This window comes from Achromobacter maghribensis, from assembly GCF_057334215.1.
On sequence record NZ_JBHFII010000020.1, the window covers coordinates 61,667 to 81,916 of the forward strand.

Annotated in this window: 26 protein-coding genes; 10 read left to right on the plus strand and 16 right to left on the minus strand. The window is 66.3% G+C overall.

Translation table 11 applies throughout. The features are described 5' to 3' along the window. Both ACE039_RS08605 and ACE039_RS08610 read right to left on the minus strand, forming a co-directional pair. Nucleotides 1-1,317 (minus strand): PQQ-dependent sugar dehydrogenase (locus ACE039_RS08605; RefSeq protein WP_485822124.1); only part of this gene is annotated, 1,317 nt, incomplete at its 3' end. Continuing rightward, nucleotides 1,314-1,742, minus strand: a complete 429-nt coding sequence (locus ACE039_RS08610; RefSeq protein WP_485822125.1) for a DUF2231 domain-containing protein — start codon at nt 1,740-1,742, stop codon at nt 1,314-1,316. The genes ACE039_RS08605 and ACE039_RS08610, both read right to left, overlap by 4 nt. Nucleotides 1,743-1,888: 146 nt before the next feature. Here ACE039_RS08610 and ACE039_RS08615 point away from each other — a divergent pair, with 146 nt between their 5' ends. From ACE039_RS08615 to ACE039_RS08625, 3 genes are read left to right on the plus strand one after another with little or no spacing between them, the layout of a single operon-like run. Next, nucleotides 1,889-2,149: a hypothetical protein gene (locus ACE039_RS08615; RefSeq protein WP_448712671.1), complete on the plus strand. Its 261-nt coding sequence runs from the start codon at nt 1,889-1,891 to the stop codon at nt 2,147-2,149. After that, nucleotides 2,146-2,595, plus strand: coding sequence for a hypothetical protein (locus ACE039_RS08620; protein WP_485811347.1), 450 nt, complete (start codon nt 2,146-2,148; stop codon nt 2,593-2,595). The genes ACE039_RS08615 and ACE039_RS08620 overlap by 4 nt, the downstream gene beginning before the upstream one ends. Next, nucleotides 2,592-3,410 carry a DUF2243 domain-containing protein gene (locus tag ACE039_RS08625; RefSeq protein ID WP_448709924.1) on the plus strand — a complete coding sequence of 273 codons (819 nt, stop codon included), beginning with the start codon at nt 2,592-2,594 and terminating at the stop codon, nt 3,408-3,410. Before ACE039_RS08620 ends, ACE039_RS08625 begins: the two co-directional genes overlap by 4 nt. 14 nt (nt 3,411-3,424) lie before the next feature. Here ACE039_RS08625 and ACE039_RS08630 read toward each other — a convergent pair whose 3' ends face one another. Next, on the minus strand, nt 3,425-4,417 hold the full coding sequence (locus ACE039_RS08630; RefSeq protein ID WP_313464171.1) for an SDR family oxidoreductase: 993 nt from the start codon (nt 4,415-4,417) through the stop codon (nt 3,425-3,427). Between the two features lie 119 nt (nt 4,418-4,536). Here ACE039_RS08630 and ACE039_RS08635 point away from each other — a divergent pair, with 119 nt between their 5' ends. Continuing rightward, the gene (locus ACE039_RS08635) at nt 4,537-5,619 is read left to right on the plus strand and encodes a flavodoxin family protein (protein ID WP_485822126.1); all 1,083 of its coding nucleotides are present in this window, start codon (nt 4,537-4,539) and stop codon (nt 5,617-5,619) included. 172 nt (nt 5,620-5,791) lie between these two features. Here ACE039_RS08635 and ACE039_RS08640 read toward each other — a convergent pair whose 3' ends face one another. Then, nucleotides 5,792-6,217: a CBS domain-containing protein gene (locus tag ACE039_RS08640; protein WP_485822127.1), complete on the minus strand. Its 426-nt coding sequence runs from the start codon at nt 6,215-6,217 to the stop codon at nt 5,792-5,794. 303 nt (nt 6,218-6,520) lie between these two features. On the opposite strand from ACE039_RS08640, the gene ACE039_RS08645 reads away from it, so the two are divergent. Then, nucleotides 6,521-6,778, plus strand: coding sequence for a DUF1488 family protein (locus ACE039_RS08645; RefSeq protein WP_448709921.1), 258 nt, complete (start codon nt 6,521-6,523; stop codon nt 6,776-6,778). Between the two features lie 55 nt (nt 6,779-6,833). Here the strand turns inward: ACE039_RS08645 and ACE039_RS08650 are convergent, their stop codons facing one another. Both ACE039_RS08650 and ACE039_RS08655 read right to left on the minus strand, forming a co-directional pair. After that, nucleotides 6,834-7,685: a c-type cytochrome gene (locus ACE039_RS08650; RefSeq protein ID WP_485822128.1), complete on the minus strand. Its 852-nt coding sequence runs from the start codon at nt 7,683-7,685 to the stop codon at nt 6,834-6,836. Beyond that, nucleotides 7,682-8,107 carry a c-type cytochrome gene (locus ACE039_RS08655; protein ID WP_485822129.1) on the minus strand — a complete coding sequence of 142 codons (426 nt, stop codon included), beginning with the start codon at nt 8,105-8,107 and terminating at the stop codon, nt 7,682-7,684. The genes ACE039_RS08650 and ACE039_RS08655 overlap by 4 nt, the downstream gene beginning before the upstream one ends. A 145-nt stretch (nt 8,108-8,252) precedes the next feature. Between ACE039_RS08655 and ACE039_RS08660 the strand changes: the two genes are divergently transcribed. Genes ACE039_RS08660 through ACE039_RS08670 form a run of 3 tightly spaced genes read left to right on the plus strand, consistent with a single transcriptional unit; the run spans nt 8,253 to nt 12,118 of the window. Then, complete coding sequence (locus ACE039_RS08660; RefSeq protein ID WP_485822130.1) at nt 8,253-9,233, plus strand: cytochrome c oxidase subunit II; 981 nt, start codon at nt 8,253-8,255, stop codon at nt 9,231-9,233. Further along, nucleotides 9,179-11,767, plus strand: coding sequence for a cbb3-type cytochrome c oxidase subunit I (locus ACE039_RS08665; protein WP_485822131.1), 2,589 nt, complete (start codon nt 9,179-9,181; stop codon nt 11,765-11,767). The genes ACE039_RS08660 and ACE039_RS08665 overlap by 55 nt, the downstream gene beginning before the upstream one ends. 3 nt (nt 11,768-11,770) lie before the next feature. Then, nucleotides 11,771-12,118: a hypothetical protein gene (locus ACE039_RS08670; RefSeq protein WP_313464090.1), complete on the plus strand. Its 348-nt coding sequence runs from the start codon at nt 11,771-11,773 to the stop codon at nt 12,116-12,118. Nucleotides 12,119-12,159: 41 nt separating this feature from the next. Here the strand turns inward: ACE039_RS08670 and ACE039_RS08675 are convergent, their stop codons facing one another. After that, nucleotides 12,160-12,531, minus strand: coding sequence for a hypothetical protein (locus ACE039_RS08675; protein ID WP_485811345.1), 372 nt, complete (start codon nt 12,529-12,531; stop codon nt 12,160-12,162). Nucleotides 12,532-12,706: 175 nt separating this feature from the next. Between ACE039_RS08675 and ACE039_RS08680 the strand changes: the two genes are divergently transcribed. After that, complete coding sequence (locus ACE039_RS08680; protein ID WP_105557860.1) at nt 12,707-13,264, plus strand: DUF4142 domain-containing protein; 558 nt, start codon at nt 12,707-12,709, stop codon at nt 13,262-13,264. Between the two features lie 31 nt (nt 13,265-13,295). Next, complete coding sequence (locus tag ACE039_RS08685) at nt 13,296-13,574, plus strand: hypothetical protein (protein WP_448712728.1); 279 nt, start codon at nt 13,296-13,298, stop codon at nt 13,572-13,574. On the opposite strand, the gene ACE039_RS08690 is transcribed toward ACE039_RS08685, so the two are convergent. From ACE039_RS08690 to ACE039_RS08730, 9 genes are all read right to left on the minus strand, one after another. Beyond that, the gene (locus ACE039_RS08690; RefSeq protein ID WP_448712730.1) at nt 13,556-14,482 is read right to left on the minus strand and encodes a symmetrical bis(5'-nucleosyl)-tetraphosphatase; all 927 of its coding nucleotides are present in this window, start codon (nt 14,480-14,482) and stop codon (nt 13,556-13,558) included. The genes ACE039_RS08685 and ACE039_RS08690 overlap by 19 nt on opposite strands. A gap of 34 nt (nt 14,483-14,516) precedes the next feature. Further along, nucleotides 14,517-14,696 (minus strand): hypothetical protein, encoded by a 180-nt coding sequence (locus tag ACE039_RS08695; protein WP_448712732.1) that lies wholly within the window; start codon nt 14,694-14,696, stop codon nt 14,517-14,519. A gap of 165 nt (nt 14,697-14,861) precedes the next feature. Then, on the minus strand, nt 14,862-15,494 hold the full coding sequence (locus tag ACE039_RS08700; RefSeq protein ID WP_448712734.1) for a UdgX family uracil-DNA binding protein: 633 nt from the start codon (nt 15,492-15,494) through the stop codon (nt 14,862-14,864). A gap of 21 nt (nt 15,495-15,515) precedes the next feature. Further along, on the minus strand, nt 15,516-15,725 hold the full coding sequence (locus tag ACE039_RS08705) for a hypothetical protein (RefSeq protein ID WP_310030500.1): 210 nt from the start codon (nt 15,723-15,725) through the stop codon (nt 15,516-15,518). Nucleotides 15,726-15,744: 19 nt separating this feature from the next. Further along, entirely contained in the window at nt 15,745-16,767 is a 1,023-nt protein-coding gene (locus tag ACE039_RS08710) for a UDP-glucuronic acid decarboxylase family protein (protein ID WP_485822132.1), read from the minus strand. Further along, entirely contained in the window at nt 16,764-17,732 is a 969-nt protein-coding gene (locus tag ACE039_RS08715) for a glycosyltransferase (protein ID WP_448712738.1), read from the minus strand. The genes ACE039_RS08710 and ACE039_RS08715 overlap by 4 nt, the downstream gene beginning before the upstream one ends. Then, entirely contained in the window at nt 17,729-18,790 is a 1,062-nt protein-coding gene (locus ACE039_RS08720; protein WP_485822133.1) for a glycosyltransferase family 9 protein, read from the minus strand. Before ACE039_RS08720 ends, ACE039_RS08715 begins: the two co-directional genes overlap by 4 nt. Beyond that, the gene (locus ACE039_RS08725) at nt 18,787-19,785 is read right to left on the minus strand and encodes a glycosyltransferase family 2 protein (RefSeq protein WP_448712742.1); all 999 of its coding nucleotides are present in this window, start codon (nt 19,783-19,785) and stop codon (nt 18,787-18,789) included. Before ACE039_RS08725 ends, ACE039_RS08720 begins: the two co-directional genes overlap by 4 nt. After that, on the minus strand, nt 19,782-20,250 hold a 469-nt coding region (locus ACE039_RS08730; RefSeq protein ID WP_485822134.1), incomplete at its 5' end, for a carbamoyltransferase C-terminal domain-containing protein. The genes ACE039_RS08730 and ACE039_RS08725, both read right to left, overlap by 4 nt.

Consider the following 20,250-nt stretch of genomic DNA (forward strand, 5'->3'; position numbering starts at 1 on the left):
CGCCGCCGCAACCGGCTGTTTTGACTGCGCCGGCCGCGTCGGCGTGATGCGCCAAATCGTGTTCGATAGGTCGTCGGCAACGATCAGGGCGCCCTTGGGGTCGACCGTCACGCCTACCGGGCGGCCCCGCGTCGTGCCATCGCTATCGCGGAACCCACCCACGAAATCGACGGGCGGACCCGACGGCCGGCCGTCTCGGAATGGAACGAAGACCACCTTGTAGCCGACGGGATCGCTGCGGTTCCAACTGCCGTGTTCGCCAACAAAGACCCCGTTGGCAAACGCTCCCCCCATCGTCTCAGTCGAAAAATCCACGCCCAACGCCGCCACGTGCGCCCCCAGGCTGTAATCGGGCTTGATCGCAGCGGCGACTTTCTTGGGGTCTTGCGGCCGGACCCGGTCATCGATGTTTTGGCCCCAATAGCTGTACGGCCAGCCATAGAACGCGCCTTCCTGGACGGCCGTCAGGTAGTCGGGAACCAGGTCAGGGCCAAGCTCATCGCGTTCGTTCACCACCGCCCACAATTGGCCGGTATCGGGTTGGATAGTCAGGGCGGTGGGATTGCGCAGCCCCGTGGCGTACGCCCTGGATTCGCCGGTGCGGGCGTTGATGCGCCAGATGCGGGCACGGTCGGCTTCCACCGCCATGCCGCGTTCCGTGATGTTGCTGTTGGAACCGATACCCACATACAGATACTGGCCATCGGCGCTGGCGGTCATGGCCTTGGTCCAGTGGTGGTTGACTTCCGATGGCAGCGGCGCCACGGTTTCAGGCGGGCCGCCCGCCTTGGTCTGCCCCGGCTGATAGTCGAATCGCACCACGGCGTCCTGGTTGGCCACATAAAGATCATCGCCCACCAATGCCAGGCCATACGGCGCATTGAGGTTCTCGGCGAACGTCGATGCCTCGTAGGTGCCGTCGCCCTCGGCATCGCGCAGCAGCGTCAGACGGTTGCCGCCCTTTACCGGGCTGGTACCTTTGGCCTTGATCATGCCCGCAATCACGTCCTTGGGTTTCAGCGGGGGAGCATTGCCGCCCTTGCCTTCCGCAACGAGGATGTCGCCATTGGGCAATACCAGCGTCTGCCGGGGGATCTTCAGGCCCGTGGCAATGGCGGTAATCGTGTATCCGTCCGGCACTGTCGGGGCCTTGTCGCCCCACTCGGCCGGCTTTGCGATCACCATCTCGGGAAGCAGTCCCGTTTTGGGCGTGGGCAGATCGGGCGAGGGGCCGACCTGCGATGGCCCGGTTTGGCCGGCGCTTACGCCCGTCACGGCGGTCAGCGACACGGCGGCGATCAATCGGATGTGTTTCATACGGCACCTCTGATGTGCGGGGTGCGAAAACCAAGCCATATTGCGGCGAACGAAAGCACCACGACGATGATCGACAGGACCAGGCCAGCAGGCATGCTTGCCCACGCGTCGCGCGCATGGATCAGCGCATTGAAAATGCCTGCGATCCACGCCGCCAGCAACGCCAGGACATACGGGAGGGTCCGGCGCGTTCGCTGACTCGCTCGGAAAAGGTCGATGATGGCGAAGACCAGCGCGATGCCGCCAAACAGCAGGCCGCCCACCAGCAGCCACGAGGCAAAGTTATTCCACTGAATGTCGAACGACTTCGCATAGGCGGCGTCGGCAACGGCTGCGCCGATGAACAAGGGAAGCATCCCTGCCAGAAATACTGCCTGTACCGGGTGCACGCACAGGCCATACCGAGGTTCACGGATTGAGGTCACTTTTGATCGCTCCTGGGTAGCGGGTGGGACCGCCGCGCAGCAAGCACCGTGCCAGCGACGGCACCGTGGCGGCGCGGGTTCCCGTGACGCCACGGGAACGCGAATTGCTCGGTGTCCCGTACCGCAAAGCACGCCAGGAGATCCCCATGCCCCAGCCACCAACCGATCAATCGCGCAAGTCCATCCCTGATCAGCCGGATGTGAACGCGGGCGCCTTGCGGCCGTCGTCTCGCCCCGGGGAGGCCGAACGGGTTCCCGACATCGACCATCCGCCGGCGGCGAAAAGCCACGAAGGGGCAGGCTTTGACCGGGCCGAGGCCCAGGAAGAAGCCGAGGCCCGAAGCGGCACGCTGCCCGGCTCGAATGACACGCGGCCTGCGCCGTCTGACCGGCGGCCAACAAAATGATCGTTGAAGCGTTTCAGCGCGCCGACGGCATGTGGAGCTTTCGGCGGCTTGCGATGCTGGGCGTCGTGCAGGATCCCCGCGCGTATCCCAGCAGCCAGGCCGCGGTTGAAGCCGCCCGCGCCGAATACCCGAACGAGACGGTATCGATCGTTACCCCCGAACCACCGGAGCAGGACATGAACGCCACCCCTCCATCCCCCCACTCCCCCCCCACCGGCAGCGAGACCATCGAGCCGTCCAGCGAAGACCAGGTGGACATTGCGAACCGGGTTCAGGAAGGACTGAAAGACGCTAATTCGCGCGAAGCGAAAAGCCCGCGCAGCGAAGGCGCCAAACCATTGGATGGCAATCCGGCGCCTGAACGCGACACTGAAGGAGACGTCTTCAAGCCCGCGGATGACACGCCTTCCGTATTGCCAAAACGTGCTGGCCCGAGCCCGAAATGACCGATGCCCTGCACGCCCGTGCTGCCGTCGCCTTGCCCCGCCGCCGTCCGTGGGCGGGCTACCTGTTGGGGTTCGGCATGGGCGGCTTCTTTGACGGCATTTTGCTGCATCAGATTTTGCAATGGCATCACCTTCTTTCCGGCCTGAGCGCCGCGACGCTTGCCGACCTGCGTGTGCAAGTCGTGGCCGATGGCGTTTTCCATGCGCTGATGTATGTGGTGGCCGGCGCAGGGTTATGGAGCTTGTACCGCTCGCGCGGCGCGTCGCAGCCTTCACGAAGAACCTTGCTGGCGCACTTCCTGCTGGGTTTTGGCATATGGCACGTGGTCGACGCCGTGCTGTCGCACTGGCTCACGGGCATCCACCGGCTGCGCATGGACGTGCCCGACCCCTTGCCATGGGAGCTGGCTTGGCTGGCGTTGTTTGGCCTATTGCCCCTGATGGCAGGCTGGATCTTGGGTCGGCGCGGGCCGCCTGCCGACAGCGGCGCGGGTGGCCACGGCCCCTTGCTTTCGGTCGTGCTGGCGTTGGCGGTTGCCACGGGGGCACTGCTGAACCTTTACCCGGTTTCCGCTCCCGCGCAGGATACCTCGGTGGTCGTGTTGCGCCCCGGCGCCAGCTCGGCCGGTCTGCTGAAGGCTTTGGACCTTACGCCGGCGCGCATCATGTGGTCCGATGCAACGGGCGGCGTCTGGGTGCTGGCGGACGCCTCGTCCGTGTCGCTACGCGCCCTGTATGGCGCGGGCGCGCTGTATGTCAGCGGCGCCACGGCGCCTGGCGGATGCTCGGCCTGGCTGCGGCCCCCATCGCCGTGATCGAGGCCGCAGCGTCACCGCCCGCGCCGGCTTAGCGCCCACAGCACGGCTCCGCTCAATATGGCGGTCGTGGCCAACGACGACCGCGGGTGTGTCACCATCTGCGTATAGACGCTATGCCTGCGTCCCCGGCGCTGCACGGCGGAATGTTCCCCACCGGCCGTGTAGAGCGAGTCCGATCCCCCTGCGGCGGGCGCCTCACCCCGCTGGTGCCGGTATAGCCAGCCCGACATCCGATCGGCCAGCGACGGAACGTTCTGGCCAAGCGTTGCAATGGCGCGTGAGGCGGACCCCACGAAGAGGTCTCGGGTGGGGTGTTGGGCGGCGTGCAGAATGGCATCCGCGACCGTTTCAGCGGCATAGACGGGAGGCGGCAGATCGGGTTCGACGTCCATGTAATTGCGCGCATGGACGGTGAAGCCGGTGGCCACCGACGCAGGCTTGATCAGCGTGACCGATATCGGCGCTTTCTCTTCCCTCAACTCCATCCGGAGCGCGTCGGTGAAGCCCTTCACGGCGTGCTTGGCCGCCGAATACGTGCCTTGCAAGGGTATGGCGCGATCCGACACTTCGCTGCCCACGTTGATCAAGGCGCCGCCCGATTGCTTCATGTGGCGCACGGCGGTCAGCGATCCGTAAACCACGCCCCAATAGTCCGTGTCGAACAGCTTTCGCTGGTCTTCGATCGGCACCTGTTCCAGGCTGCCGTATATCGAGACCCCCGCATTGTTGACCCATGTGTCAACGCGGCCATAGCTTTGTATCGCGTGGTCCAGTATCCGCTGATGGTCGGCTTCTATCCCCACGTCCGCCACCACGCTGACGGCCGCGCCGCCCCCGCGAATGACCTCCTCGACGATGCGGGCCAGGGCTTCTTCCTGGCGCCCGGCCAGGACGACTTTGGCGCCGCGCTCGCCCGCCATCCTTGCCGTGGCGGCGCCAATACCGCTGCCGGCGCCGGTGATGACGATGACTTGGTCGCGTAGTGGTTTCAGGCTCAGTTTCATTGGTGACTCCCGGTTTCGCGCCGAAGGATAGCGACGCGATGAACGAGGCAGCAAGGAACATACCCAGAGGCGGGGCATGCGGCTTGCTGAATGGCGGGCGCGCTGATTGGAGACGCCAGATGACCGACCCCGTGCCGATGGTCCGCAAAGGGCAATATGCCGGCCCGCTCACCCGTGAGACATTCCGGGCGCGCTTCATGCAGCGCTTTTACGATCCCGCCTTCGAGGGCGAGCAGCCTGCGTTGGAACGGCTTGAAGCGATCGCCTGGGAGGCATACCAGGAAGGCCGCAAGGCGCCGGTCACCGTCAAGGCCGGGCCGGGCTACGCCGACCCGGGTTATGACCTCTCGGTGCAATGGAAGCAAACGCGCGACGCGCTCGAGCGCGCCGCGAAAGTCCAGCAGGATGCGGATACACCCTCGCGCGTGCTGGTAATTATCGGAGCGTCGCGCAACGACGGCACCTGTCCGGGCGAAATCTCCAAGAGCTGGCGGCTGGCGCGCATCGTCCTGAACGAACTGCGGGCCGCCGCCGTGCAGACGGATGAACTGGATTTGAGTCGGCTGGTTTCCGAATACCAATATCAGATCCATCCGTGCAAGGGCTGCGTTTCAACGGCGATGCCGCTGTGCCATTGGCCGTGCAGTTGCTATCCCAACCATGCGCTGGGGCAGGTCAACGACGCCATGAACGGAATCTATGAGCAATGGGTGTCGGCCCATGGGGTGATCCTGGTGGCCCCTACCTACTGGTATCAGTCGCCCAGCCCCTTGAAGCTGATGATCGACCGGCTGGTATGCGCCGACGGCGGCAACCCCGACCCCACGCTGACCGGCGGGAAGGACCCGCTGAAGGCCAAGCAGGTCGAACTGGCGGGATGGCCCTATCCCAAACACCTGGCAGGCCGCGCCTATGGCCTGGTGGTGCACGGCGACGTCGCCGGCATCGAAGCGCAGCGGCGCGCGCTGGCCGACTGGCTGGACTGGATGGGGCTGGTGGACGCCAGCACGACGTCCCAGCTGGACCGATACATTGGGTACTACCAGCCCTACGCCACCAGCCACGACGAACTCGACCGCGACGAGGCGGTGCAGCAGGAAGTGCGCAATGTCGCGCGGGCCATGGCCGCATGCCTGCCCGGATTGCGCCAAGGCGAACGGGCAACTCCGGACCGCCACCTACGTGCCCCCAGGCCGAAATAAGAATCGGGGGCAGGCACGGAACGTGCGGAGATCAGGGTGCCGCAGCGGCAAACCGTCGTGCCCGATCCAGCATGGCTGTCCCCCCCCTCCGCCGCTGCGGCGCCTATGCTCTATCCGTGGATTTGCCCCGTTCTAGGAAGCGGGGCGTTTTTTTGGAAATGGATGTGGGTCTTTAGCGAGCGGGCTGGGCAGGCTCGGAGACATTGGCAAGCGTCCCGCCCGCCGCCCCGGCCTTGGCCGCGATATCTCCCAGCGAGACCACCCCGACAAGCTGCTTGTTCCGGTCCAGGACCAGGACGCGCCTGATCATTTCGGTCTCCATGATCGACTTGGCTGTCTCCACCGTGTCGTCCTCGTAGCACCAGACCGGCCGCTCGGACATCGCATCATCCACCCTTGCGGCGTCCGGCGCGGCGCCCCGCGCGGTACAACGCACCGTGATGTCGCGGTCGGTAACGACCCCCACCAGCCGCCGTCCATCACAGATGGGCAATTCCCCGACGTCAAGGTCGGCCATCAGCTCGGCGGCACGCCGGACGGATTCTCCCTGAACGACATACGCCGGTTCAGGAGTCATGATTTCAGATAGACGCGTCATCGCTTTCTCCTGGTTCATTGATTGGATTCGCCCCACTGGCTTTCCCGCGAGCACGGCGAACCGCCGATGCAGCATGCCGCGTTCCCCATTCGCCCCTCCCGCACCGACGCCCCCGCGGGCATTGCGCCTGCCCGGCGCCAGACGGGATCCGATGCGGCCGGGAGTAAAAAATACCTGCCCTGCCGTTTTTACCTTGCGGCGCAAAGGGCAAGGAAAACGGGTGCGGCACATGGCTTGCTGCGCAAGGCACGAAAAGGCTGGGGAAGGATGCTCCGGCCAGGCCGCTGACAAGGAGGAATAGTCATGAAATTCACGAAAGCCACGGAAGCGCAGGCACGCGGCGATGCCGTGGTCTTCCAGTTGGAGACCGCCGGCGTGACCCGTCAATTCGAAATCTCGGGCGACGTGCTGCGCCGCCGCTTCGGCGCAGCGAACGATACGGGCGCGGAACTGCTGCGGGCGTTCGAAAGCGGCGCGCAGGCGATCCAGGAGGCGGTGCACCGCGCCCAATGGGTCCCGGCGGACGGGGCCATCCAACTGGGGGCGGGCGACTTCGAATGACGCCGAGGCGGTGGCCCAAGGGGCGTCCCCGGAAAAGGGCCCTGCCGCGCCGCCTTCAGCGGTGATCCTCGGACAGGGTGTTCAGAAACTGCGCGATGTCGCGCGCGTCCTGCTCGGACACCCCGACGTCCGGCATGGCCGTCCCCGCTTTGACGGCGCCAGGCTCGCGCAGCCACCGTTGCAGGTTCTCCGGCGTATTGACCATCACGCCAGCGATATACGGACGGTCGGCCATGCCGGCCAAAGATGGCCCGACATGGTTCCAGGCGCCGGTCACGCCGGGGATGGCATGGCACGTCACGCACAGATATTGTTGCAGGGCCTTTTTGCCTGCCGCGGCGTCTCCGGTTCGCAGCGACCCGGGCGCCACGGGCGTCGGTTCGGCAGGCGGCAGGCCGTCATCGCGATCCCGGTAGTCCGCCGGGGACAGCAAGGGAAGCACGCGCAGGAAGGCCACCACATCCCAGATCTGGTCGTCCGTCAGGCGATACTGCCAGGCGGGCATGCCGGTCATCTTGATCCCCTGCTGGGTAATCCAGAATATCTCGGCGGCCGGGCGCGTCCGGGCGGTCGCGACCAGCGCGGCCGGCGCCGGATTCAAACCCAGCGCGTAGGGTTGCGGCGCAATCCCCGGGGCGCCGTGGCATTGCACGCAGTGCGTGCGGTATAGGCGGGCCCCATTCTGGATACGCGCCTCGCCGTTCAGATCGGGCGCTTGCACATCGGCCGCGCGCGCTTTCACCGAGCGTGCCATCGCGGTATCCATCAGATGATGCACCACCATCGTGTGGGGGGACGTTGCGCTGACGTCATACCAGCCGAAGTAGACCACCGCGCCGCCCGCCAGTCCGGCGAAAGCGCCCGCGGCCGCAACGGCCAACACCGCGATGCGCGTCGCGCTCATCATGGCGCCCTCCCGCGTGCGCCGTCAGGCGACAACAGAAAGGCGGCAATATCCTCGGCGTCGGCCTTCTGCAAGCCCGTTGCGGGCATGGCGGTGCGGGGATTGATGGCGGGCGGGTCCAGCAGCCAGCGCACAAGATCGTCCGAGGTGTTGGGCAAGACGCCTGCCAGATAGGCTTGCCGCCACAGCTCGTGCAGCGGCGGCCCCACGTTGGACGCTGGCCCCTTCACCCCCGTGACGGTGTGGCAGGCAATGCATCCGCGCTCGGCGATCAGCCGACGCCCCCGCGCCGGGTCTGCATCCAGGCCCTTCCCGGCCGCCAGGGCGGGAGGCGAAAGCGGCGGACGACTCTCTCCGCACGCCCCCGTCATGACCGACGCAGCGAAAACCAGCAACAGGCGGATGGGTCGGTCGATCCGGCGCAAAGGGTCCTCCGTGAATGCCCCCGCGACCCGCAATTTTCGTTCCACCCCCGGGCGCGTGGGAACGTGGGCACGCCACATGCTGACGCGCGGCGGCCGCAGTCCAATCCCCGGCCTGCCCTACGCCGGAATTCCCGCAGAAACGTACATGCCGTCTCTCCTCCCCCTGGTGCTTGCCGCCACGATGTCCGCCGCAGCCTGGGCGCAACCCCGGCACGGCGCGCCGGCGGACGGGGACGACATTGGCCGCATCGATCAGATCAGCACGGTGCTTTTCATCGGCGGCGCCAGCATCTTCCTGATGGTGGCCCTGGTCATGGCGCTGGCCATGCACGGGCCGGAGCGCGTGCGCCGGGCGTTGGCCAATCCCGCGCTGATCGTGGCGGCCGGCGTCGCGTTTCCCGTCCTGGCGCTGACGGCGCTTTTGCTCTGGGTGCTGGGCCCCGGCCCACTGGCCGCGCGCAGCAGCGGAACGGCCGCGGTGCGCATTGAAGTCACCGGAGAACTATGGTGGTGGCGCGTCCGCTACCTGGACCGTTCCGGCACGCTGCTTTTCGAAACCGCGAACGATGTGCGCCTGCCCGCCGGACAGACGGTGGAATTCCTGCTGCGGTCCGACAATGTGATCCACAGTTTCTGGATCCCCGAGCTGGCCGGCAAGCTCGACATGATGCCCGGCCGCGTGAACCGCCTGCGCGTCATGGCGAGCGCGCCCGGCGTCTTCCGGGGGCAATGCGCCGAGTACTGCGGGGCGCAGCACGCCCAGATGCGGTTCGACGTGCAGGTGCTGGCGCCGGCGCAGTTTGACGAATGGCTGCGGCAGCAACGCCAACCGGCCCGGTTGGCGGGACCGGAACTTCGGCACGGCGAACAACTGTTCCAACGAGCCTGCGCGCAGTGCCATGCCGTGCGGGGAACGCCCGCCACGGGAACGATGGGGCCCGACCTGACCCATCTGGGCGGCCGTCCATCGCTGGCGGCCGGCGTGCTGCCCAATAACGTGGGCGCGCTGGCCGGGTGGATCACCGGCGGGCAACATATCAAACCGGGCAACGCCATGCCGGCCTTTGACCAATGGCCCGGCGAAGACCTGCGGGCCGTGGCCCGCTATCTGGAAAGCCTGAAGTGACCACCGAGACACCCGCGCCCCCTCCGCTTCCAAATCCGCTCCCGCGCCCCGATGGCGAGTTCAAGCAGCTCCAGCTTGCCTGGCGGCGCCCCACGGGATTCCGCGCCATCACGGTCGTCAACAACACCTCCATCGGCCTGCTCTATATCGGCACCGCGTTGCTTTTTTTCTTGCTGGCCGGCATTTTGGCCTTGATGATGCGCACGCAGCTGGCCATGCCGGACAGTGATCTGATCGGGCATACGCTCTACAACCAGCTGTTCACCATGCACGGCACGGTCATGATGTTTCTCTTTGCCGTGCCGGCGGTCGAAGCGGTAGCCGTGCTGCTATTGCCCAATATGCTGGGCGCGCGCGACTTGCCGTTTCCGCGGCTGTCGGCCTATGCCTATTGGGCCTACGCGATCGGCGGCCTGGTCTTTTTCTGCAGCATCTTCGTGGGCCTGGCGCCCGACGGCGGCTGGTTCATGTATCCGCCACTGACCAGCACCCGCTATTCGCCGGCGATGAATGCGGATCTGTGGCTGCTGGGCATCGGGTTCATCGAGATATCGGCGATCGCCGGCGCGATCGAGCTTGCCGTCGGCATCCTGCGCACGCGCGCACCGGGCATGACACTGGAGAAGATGCCCGTGTTCGCATGGGTGATGCTGGTGTTCTGCGGCATGGTGATCATTGCGTTTCCGGCCGTCATCGTGGCCACCGCGCTGCTGGAGCTGGAACGCGCCTTCGACATGCCGTTCTTCATCACCGAACGCGGCGGCGACCCGTTACTGTGGCAACACCTTTTCTGGTTTTTCGGGCATCCCGAGGTCTACATCATTTTCCTGCCGGCGGCCGGCATGGTGTCGATGATCATTCCGGCCATGACGGGCACGCCCCTGGTCGGATATCGCCTGGTGGTGCTGGCGGTGGTCTCGACCGGCTTTCTCAGCTTTGGCCTGTGGGTGCATCACATGTTCGCCACGGGCATCCCACGGCTCTCGCTCAGTTTTGCGTCGGCCGCGAGCATGGCGGTTTCGGTGCCGACGGCGATCCAGATATTCGCCTGGATTGCCACGATCGCCGCGGCAGAGCGGCTGCGGCCGCTGAAAACCCCCATGCTGTTCATCCTGGGCTTTTTCTTCGTGTTCGTCATCGGCGGACTCACCGGCGTCATGGTCGCCGTCATTCCTTTCGACCTCCAGGCGCACGACACCTATTTCATCGTGGCCCACCTGCACTACGTGCTGTTCGGGGGCATGGTGTTTCCGCTGTTCGCGGCGTTCTACTACTGGATGCCATTCGCCAGCGCGCGGGCCTTGTCGGAACGACTGGGGCGTTGGACGTTCTGGCTGATGTTCATCGGTTTCAACGTGGCCTTCTTCCCGATGCACTTCACCGGCCTGGCTGGCATGCCACGCCGGGTCTACACCTACGCGGAAAGCCAGGGGCTGGGGCCACTGAACATGCTGTCTACCGTGGGCGCCTACCTCATTGCCGCCGGGGTCCTGGTGTTTCTCGTCGACGTGGCGCGCAACTTCAGGCCCGACGTCAATCAGAACGCCGGCAACATCTGGCGAGCCGGCACGTTGGAATGGTTGCCCAGTGGAACCCACGGCCTGCGCAGCGTACCCGCCGTGACCAGCCGCGAGCCCTTGTGGGCGCAGCCCGGCCTGGAGCAAGAAGTGGAAGCCGGCGGCCATTTCCTGCCCCACGCGCCGGGCGGACTGCGATCGACGCTGGTGACCACCGCGCTCGACGCCCGTCCCGATTACGTGCTGGTGCTTCCCGGACCGGCATGGTCGCCGCTGCTGGCCGCGCTGGGCACGGCCGGTTTCTTCCTGCTACTGACTTTCAAACTGTTTGCGCTTGCCGCCGCGTTCGGCGTGCTGGCGCTGGCCGCGTTGTGGCGCTGGCTGTGGGACGCCGACACGGGGCCGGACCACCCGCCGGTGTACATCGGGAGCGGCCTGCGCGTCCCCATGATGTGCTCGGGTAGTGCGTCCCATGCGTCGTGGGCCATGGTCCTGCTGATCATCGTCTGCACCAGCATTTTCGGGTCAATGATGTTCGGCTACCTGTTCCTGTGGACCGTCCATCCTGATGCATGGCCGCAACCTGGCGGACTGCCCTCGGCAGCCTGGCCGGCGTTGTCCGCCGGCTTGCTGCTGGGCGCGCTTGCGTTGGTGGAGGGCGCCGGACGCCGCTTGGCGCAAGCCAGGCAAACCTTCTTGCGGGCGAGCCTGTCGGCGGCCATCGTATTGGTGGGCGCATCGGCGGCGGTGGAAATGCACGCGCACTGGCAATCCGGGCTGCGGCCCCAGGTGTCAGCCTATGCGGCGGCGGTCTACGCGGTGGCCGGCCTGCAGGCCGCCTTTGCGGCGCTGGCCGGCGTGATGGGGGTGTTTACCGTGGCGCGCTCGCTGGCCGGCCGGCTCACCGCCACTCGGCGCGCGGCTTTCGACACCACGAGGATGATGTGGCGCTACACCGCGGCGCAGGGCCTGGTCGCGCTGGCGCTGGTCCACGTCTTTCCGCGCTTGACGGGTTAGAGCATGAAAACGCATTTCGGGATCGAACTGCTGTTCCTGATCGCCGGCCCCGCGATCTGGCTGGTGCATTACCTGTTCATCTACACCGTGAATGCTGTGGCCTGCGCGCGGGCGGCCTGGGCAGGCCAATGGCTGGGGCTTCCCGCGTCATCATGGGTCATCGTCGCCGGCAGCGCGTTGGCATTGGCCGGCATGGCGGCAGCCACCTGGCGCCAGCGCCAACGGCAACGCATGCCGGCAACCCGTGCATCGGCCTTCCACACCTGGCTCACGGCGGCGTTGTGTCTGCTATCGGCACTGGCAGTCATTTGGGAAACGGTGCCCGTCTTCCTGATGCCGGCTTGCAGGTAGAGGGCGGCCCGCTTGGGGCCGCATGACCGAGAGGCGGAGGCCTATCTTCCGAACTCCCCGGACTTATGCCCCCCAGAGCCCGCCCTGCCGCCCGGGATGGTGCCGTCCGGCGCCGGATTGGCGCTGGATCCCTCCACGGTCCCTTGGCCGGGCGTGGGCTGCGCAGGCGCCTTTTCGGGCGCGGATCGGGGCACCGTCGGCGGCGGCGCGGTCGGGTCTTTCTTGGATGGCCCTGGCGACGCGCCGGAAGGAGGCGACGGCGGCGCCTTGCCCGTCCGCTCGTCCGCGCCCTGGCCCGCTCCGCCCTGGGCGGGTGGCTGGGCCGCGCCGGCCATGGCGGACGCCATCGCGATGATCACCGCCCCCAGTAATCGTCCCGGGTTGCGCGGCAGAAAGTGGCGTTGAGTGGTCATGATCGTCCCCTTGGTAGGTCGGGGAAAAGGCCAGCAAACCCCATTCCCGCGTGGGCGAAGCGCGGGAACGCGGTTTGCTGGATGTCCGAACGCATGGCCAAAACGCATTACCCCGGACGCACTAGCTCCAACCTGTTACCTCAACGGCGCTCGGCGCCTTTCCCAGGAGATCTTCATGAAACCTCGCTACCTCACCGCCGCCCTCCTTGCCGCCGCGGCGCTTGGAGCCGGACAAATCGCCATGGCCCAGACCACCACCCCCGCCGCGCCAATGGCGGCAGAGTCGAAGCTGGACGGCAACGATCGCGACTTTCTGGAAAATGCCGCGCAGGCCGGGCACATGGAAGTGGAAGGAAGCAAACTTGCGCTTGAGAAATCGCGCAATGCCGAGGTCAAGGCCTTCGCGCAGAAGATGGTCGATGACCACGGCAAGGCGGGCCAGCAACTGGCCGCCCTGGCCAAGAAAAAGGGCTATGACGCCCCGACTGAACCTTCCCTGGTGCAGCAAGCAAAATTGAAGACGCTTGGCCTGCGCGACGATGGGTTCGACAAGGCCTACGCCGAAAGCATCGGCGTGTCGGCCCACGAGGACGCGGTAAAGCTGTTCCAGCAGGCCGCGAACGAAGCCAAGGACCCCGAGGTCAAGCAATTCGCCACGGAAACGCTGCCAACGCTTGAACAGCACCTTCAAATGGCCAAGACGCTGGACCAGGGCGTAAAGAAGGCACCCTGACCGCGAACAGCCCCCTCACACGGTGATGGCCATGCATTCCCCCCAACCTGCCTTGACGTCGGCTCCGGCCGGCAACGTCATGGTTGTTCACTTGACGCCGCAAAGCGCGGTCGGTCCGATGGCCGAACCGCGCGTCGCGGCCAATGACGACATCCTTCCGCCGCCGCACAGGCTGGCGTCCGGGGCAGGCGAAGCGGTGCCGACTCCACTGCTGCAAGTCCCGCTTGCTATCGCGTTGGCGGTCATGCTGTGGGCGATGGGGGCGCTGGTCTTGCTGACACTGGCCCTGGCCTATCGGCTACTGGCCTGAAACGGCCAGGCGCTACGCGCCCCGGCCGAGGGCCAATTGCCGCGGATCGGCGCGGCCACCGGCGTCTCCTCGGGCGACGTCAGGGGCTCGCGACCCACTTGAAGCAACTTGCGATCACCCAATCTCAGGGCTGTCAGCACGCCCCCCGTCACGCAACCGGTGTCCACGCAAGCGACATCCGAACGCACCAGCAGCCCCAACGTCGCCCAATGCCCGAAGACGATGGGCGTGCCACCGGCAGGCCTGCCTGGCACGTCAAACCAGGGCAGCGTGCCGCGCGGCCAGCTGCCTGGCGTTGATTTGGCGGTGGGCGCCAGTTCGCCCGTCCGCGTACACAGCCGCATGCGGGTAAACGCACTGACGATGAACCTGGCGCGGCGCTCTCCTTGCAGCCGATCGCGCCATGCCAGGACCGCCGGACCATTGAACATGCGGATGTGGCGTCGCCACTGGTCGTCCCTCAACAACATTTCGACTTCGCCCGCCAACGCCATCGCCGTCGCGGTATCCCAATGGGGGTAGATTCCCGCGTGAGCCAGGATGTGCCCGGCCTCGGCATGCATCAAGGGGCGGTGGCGCAACCAGTCCACCAGGACTTCCGCGTCAGGCGCGTTCATCAGGTCGCCCATCGTGTCGTTCTTGCCGGGCCGCATGCAGGCGGCCGCGATGGCCAGGGCCCGCATGTCGTGATTGCCCAGTACCACCGTGGCACGATCACCCAGCGCCATGACGCGGCGCAGCGTCGCAGCGGACTCCGGCCCCCGGTTCACCAGGTCGCCCACGAACCATAACCGGCATGTCGGGTCGTCGGCGATCTCGGGGCGGGACAGCAACGCGTCCAGCGATGCGCAGCAGCCATGCACATCGCCAACCGCCCAGATCGAAGTTTCGCCGCACGCGTCGGCCATCCCGGTCTCCCTGCCCTGCGCCGTGGCGCCGGGATCAGGACTTGGTCCGTGCGCCGGCTCCCCGATTCCGTTGGCTCTGCTGGTCCTGACCGGTTCCGATCTGTGCGACATGGCCTTCCTTCTTCGTGCGGTTCTGGGTGTCGCCGTGGCTCGCCTGGGTTTCCCGCGCAGTATCGTCGGATGCGGGATTGGGCTTTGCTGTTTTCGGTTTCATGGCGTGGCTCCTTTTGGATAGCGCGATAGGTAAGGCCAATCCAGCAAACCGCATGCCCGGCATCGCCGGCGGCGAACCGCGCGCCGCGCCGTCCCCAGCATGCCGCGCCCATGCCGGACACACGGCAGGATCTCCACCGCACGGGCACTTTTTGCCGATAGGCGGCTAGCCTTTATCGATCAATCCGCGCGCACGCTTCAGCGCAGCCACGATGGTCTGAAAGGCCGCTTCCCGGCTTTCGCGATTCGGGCTTCTTAACGCAAACGACGGGTGATAGGCCGCCAGAACGCGGCTGGCGCCCCGTTCCAGGGTCTTGCCCAGCGAAGCCTTCAGCGTGTGCTTGCGATCCCGCATCAGGGCGCTTAACGCCGTGGCGCCCAGGGCGATGATGACGTGTGGCTGGACCTCATCAAGCTCCCGGTCCAGCCAATACTCGCACGCGTGGATTTCGGCTTGCGCAGGCGATTTATGCATCCGGCGTTTGCCGCGCAATTCCCACTTGAAGTGCTTCACGGCATTGGTGATGTAAACCGCGTCGCGGCTGACGCCCGCTTGCGCCAACGCCTTGTCCAACAGCGCGCCGGCAGGCCCCACGAATGGGTGGCCCGCCAGGTCTTCCTTGTCGCCCGGTTGTTCGCCCACCAGCATGATGGCGGCGTGGCGCTTGCCCTCGCCCCCTACCGCCTGCGTGGCGTTGCGCCACAGGCCGCAACGCCGACACGCGCCGAGCGTTTTCGGGCGCTGGTCGGGATCGACATCACCCTCGTCGTGCCCGGGAGAACTCGGCGTGGCATTCATGCCGGCGCACCGTCACGCCGCTCAGGACCGGTTGTCCACGGGCGGCGCCCCAGGCGTGGCCCGGCCAGGGTCCCACACGTCTTCGGGATCCATGCCGGGGGGAATCTGGCGTCCGGCCCCGGTTCGATTGGGGTCCGCCGGGCGGTCGGACAGCGTGCGCTCGCGTTCGGGGACGGGTTTGTGCGGGGCTTCGGCAGGGGTGTCTTGATGCGAATGGGGCTGGGTGCTCATGGCGGCGTCCTCCGCGTGTCTACAGCGGCGCGACCGGCGCCGCGGCGGTAGCCGGAGTCCAGCAAGCCGTGTGCCGCCCGGCTTGTTCGCGATCGGCGCAGAAATAGGCCACCGTGCGGGCGATGCCCTCTTCGGGACCGATTCTGGGCCACCACCCCAGGCTGCGGCGCGCCAGTGAAATATCGGGGCAGCGATGGGTCGGGTCGTCCACCGGCAGGTCGCGGTGAACCAGCGGCACGTGGGCGCCGGTCAGCTCCCGCACCATGTCGGCCATTTCCAGCATCGTCAGTTCGGCCGGATTGCCCAGGTTCACGGGACACGCAACCGCCTCCGGGCTTTCCATCAACCGCACAAGCCCGTCGATAAGGTCATCCACGTAGCAAAAAGAGCGGGTCTGCGTGCCATTGCCATAGATGGTCAACGGTTGGCCCGACAACGCCTGCACGATGAAATTGGATACCACGCGGCCGTCGTCCGGCGACATGTGCGGCCCGTAGGTGTTGAAGATGCGCGCAATCTTCACGACCACGCCCTCATGGCGCGCATACTCCATGAAAATCGTCTCGGCGCAACGTTTCCCCTCGTCATAGCAAGACCGGGGACCGACGGGGTTGACGTGTCCCCAGTAGCCCTCGCGCTGGGGATGTTCCAGCGGATCGCCGTAGACTTCGCTGGTGGATGCCTGAAGCACACGCGCGCCGCATCGCCGCGCCAATTCCAGCAGCTGCATCGCGCCCAGCAGGCACGTCCGCAGAGTCTTTAGCGGATCCGCCTGGTAATGGACAGGGGACGCCGGGCAGGCCAGGTTGTAAATGCGGTCGACCTGAAAGCCGGGCAAGGGGTCCGCGACGTCATGGCGCACGACCGTGAACCGGGGATGTCCCGCGAGTGCGGCAACGTTGCACGCCCTTCCCGTCTGGAAGTTGTCGACGCAGGTTACCCGCCAACCGTCCTGCAGCAACCGCGAACACAAGTTCGCGCCCAAGAAGCCCGCACCGCCTGCCACAAGCGCGTGGCCATTCCGTAATGTTTGATCGGTCATGCTGCCTCCAACATCGTGTCGAACACGTTTATCCAATCGTCAACGAAGCGCTCAATGCCGAATCGCGCCAACGCGGTCTCGCGCCCTGCCGCGCCCCAGGCGCGTGCAAGCTCTGGCTCGTCCAGCAATTGGCGCGCCACGTCCACCAGCCGGTTCAGCCGCGTATCGACGTAGCCGTTTTTGCCATTGACGATGACCGCGGGCAGTTCCGTGGCGGCAAACCCCACCACCGGCACGCCGCACAGCATCGCCTCCACCAGCGAGAGTCCCAGGCTGGCATATCGGATCGGGCTGAAGAAATAGCGGTAGCGCACCATGCAATCCGCGACTTCCATATTGGGCACTTCGCCCAACCCGCCCAGCTGCTCGGACCCCATGCCGATCAGATCCAGCGGCGTCTGATCGCGCACCTGTTCAAACACATCGCGGCCGATGCGCCGTCCGCGCCGATGAAGATGATTCACGACGGTGATTCCCCGCTCCAGCGTGCCCGCGTACCGGGCAGTCGGTAGCGGCACACCGTGCTCCACGATGCGGGTCGGCATGCCATCCGAGTCCCACATCACCGCATTGAATGGCGTGACATGCACCAGCAGACCGCGATCATGCCGAAACGGGTGGACCGTGTCGGTGGGGTGCGGCTCGGGCGGGTTGTGTTCCAGATACGCGCTTGGCAAGTCGCGTTGGGCCGGGCTTAGCAACAACCTGGCGTCTTCAAGATTCTGGCGCGACTGGTAAAGCACGCAATCAAACTGCATCGAACGCAATTGCTCGGCCGGCACCTGCGTCACGTTGATCCCCCACGGAATACGCGTGCCCAACGCGCCATATCCCGGACGGTCCCCCGGCAGACTGGGCACCACGAAATCATGCGGCACGTGGCCCAGCGCATACAGGTAATTGCCATGAACGTGCCACGTCAGGATGCGCAGGCGGCGGCGCGGCGCCAGGCCAATCGGTGTCATCGGGCCTCCCTTGCCAAATGGCTGTCAGCCAGCGTCAAGACTTGCGGAACCGTGATCGCCAATGCGCAAGGATGCCCGATCGGACAGGTCTCGAACGCGCAGGGGCGGCAAGGCATGTCGGCCGCCAGCACGGTGTGCCGGGCACGGTCCTTGGGCGCCCAGCGCACGGGGTCGCTTCCGCTGGCGATAACGACACTGGCCGCGCCGACTGCCGCCGCCACATGCGATATGCCGGTGTCGTTGCAGACCAGCAGCCGGCTCATCCGCAACAATGCCGCCAGGCTGCCCAGCGTGGTCGCGCCACATAGGTCGGGCAGGGTCAGGCCCGATAAGCGGCGCAGTTCAGCGGCCATGGGCTTTTCCGACGTTGTTCCGGTCAGCGCCACCTGCCAGCCCAGCCGCGACAGCGCCTGCGCCACGTCGGCATAGCGTTCAAGCGGCCAGCGCCGGGACGGGAGCCGCGCGCCGGCGTGCAGCAGGACCAGGCGCGCGGGGTCCAGCCCATGGTCCTGCAGCAGCCGGTCCGCGTCGCGCTGGTCGCGTTCGGTGCAAGGAAACTCCAGCGTGTCGTCTTCCGCCGGCACGCCCAGATAGCGCAGCAGCGCCAGATAACGCTGTGGCTCTGGCAGTTCAACCGGCCAGGTCATTCTTTGCCCCGGCACCGGCGTGGCCGCCCCGTCAACGAACCCGCCCCATCTGCGGGCGCCCAACTGGCCGACGATGGCATTGGATTGCGCGCCGCTGCCATGCATCTGCAAGGCAACGTCGGCATGGAGGGTCCGCACACGGCGGTAGAAGCCCGGCATGGCCTGCGGCCGAGGCGCCTGTTCCGGGAATGCCGGAATCCCCGGAAATTCGACCAGGTCATCGACATACTGGTGGAACCGGTCGGCGAATTCCCGGGCATTGGGCAAGCCGACCAACGTGATGCGTGCGTCGGGAAAGGCTTGCCGCAATGCGCGCAGCGCCGGAACGGCGCACAGCATGTCGCCCAATTGCAGCGCCCGGAACACAATGATGCTGGCGGGCGGCGCGGAATGACTGAATAACGGCTTCACACTGTCCACGAGCCGACCCTCCCGAAACGCGCCAGCCCCACCGCTCGCCAGTAGATCGACAGCAGCGGAATGAACGCCGAAGTGATCGCGAGATCGATCACGTTTCGCGCGGACTTGCGGGTGCCGCGCAAGCGCCTGACAAAGAACACCGTCGTCAATGCCAACCACGCGCCGGCCGCCGCCAACGCCGCATTCGCATACCCCATGGCGGCCAGCGCCACGGCCAGCACGAAGGCCGCCGTCACGCTCAAATAGAAGCGCGGTGCATGCGCCCGGATGCGGTTGCGGTAGAACAGGGGGTACTTCTTCTTCAACAACATATCGAACATCACCTTCTTCTGCATGCCCAGGCCGGCGGCGAAGCGATTAGGCCGAAAGGGATGCAGGACGCGTGCCCGGGGGCAACGTTCAACGGCAAAGCCGCGGTCCAGCAGCGCAAAATGCAAGTCGGAGTCTTCCCGCCAGGCCATGGTGTAGCGCACGTCGAAGCCACCGACGGCCTGCAATGCCGACCGGCGCACGAAGCAATTGGCCGTGATGAACTCGGCGCGGGTCAAACCCGAGGCATCGCGCTCGTAGTCGTTGGGCGGATCCGGCAATGGCATGTCGGTCGCGCCCACCACTGCCGCCACCGAAGGGGGCAAAGCGGCCACGCCCTGCTGCAGCCAGTCCTCGCCGGGAATCGTGTCGTCGTCGGTGAAGGCAATGATCTCGCCCCTGGCGCTGCGCCAGCCCTGGTTGCGGGCGCCCGCCGGGCCCCGGGTGTCGGTCACCGGCAAATAGCGGACGGCGGGCCGCCCGCCGCATGTGCCGCAAAGCGCCTCGACCTGCCGCCGCGTCGCCGCGCTTGCCGCGTCGTCGCATACCAGGACTTCGTAGGCGTGACGTGGATAGCACTGGCGAACCAGCGCGTCCAGGCAGCGGGCAAGCAACGTCGGACGCTTGTAGGTCGGCACCACCACGGACACCAGAATGGAATCGTCGGCGGCTGTCATCGGGGCTTCTCGACCAGGTACGAACCGATCACCAGCGCGTCCAGCGGCGAAGTCCAGAAGCACTCCACCGCATCCCGGGGCGAGCAGACAACGGGTTCGCCCCGTGTATTGAACGAGGTATTGACCAGCACCGGAACGCCCGTCAGGCGCTCGAACGCCTCCAGCAGGTCGTAGTAGCGTGAATTCTGATCGCGGCGGATGGTCTGCACCCGGGCGGTGCCATCGATATGCCGAACCGCCGGAATCTGCTGCGCCCGGTGCGGCAGCACGTCGTAGACAAACAGCATGAATGGCGCGCAGATCGACGGTTCGCCCCGCCCGTCGAACCACTGGGTTGCGCGCTCTTCCATCACGACCGGCGCCACCGGCCGGAAATCCTCGCGATCCTTCAGCCCGTTCAATCGGGCCTGCATCGCGCTATCCAGCGGCGATGCCAGGATGGACCGCGCGCCCCACGCGCGCGGG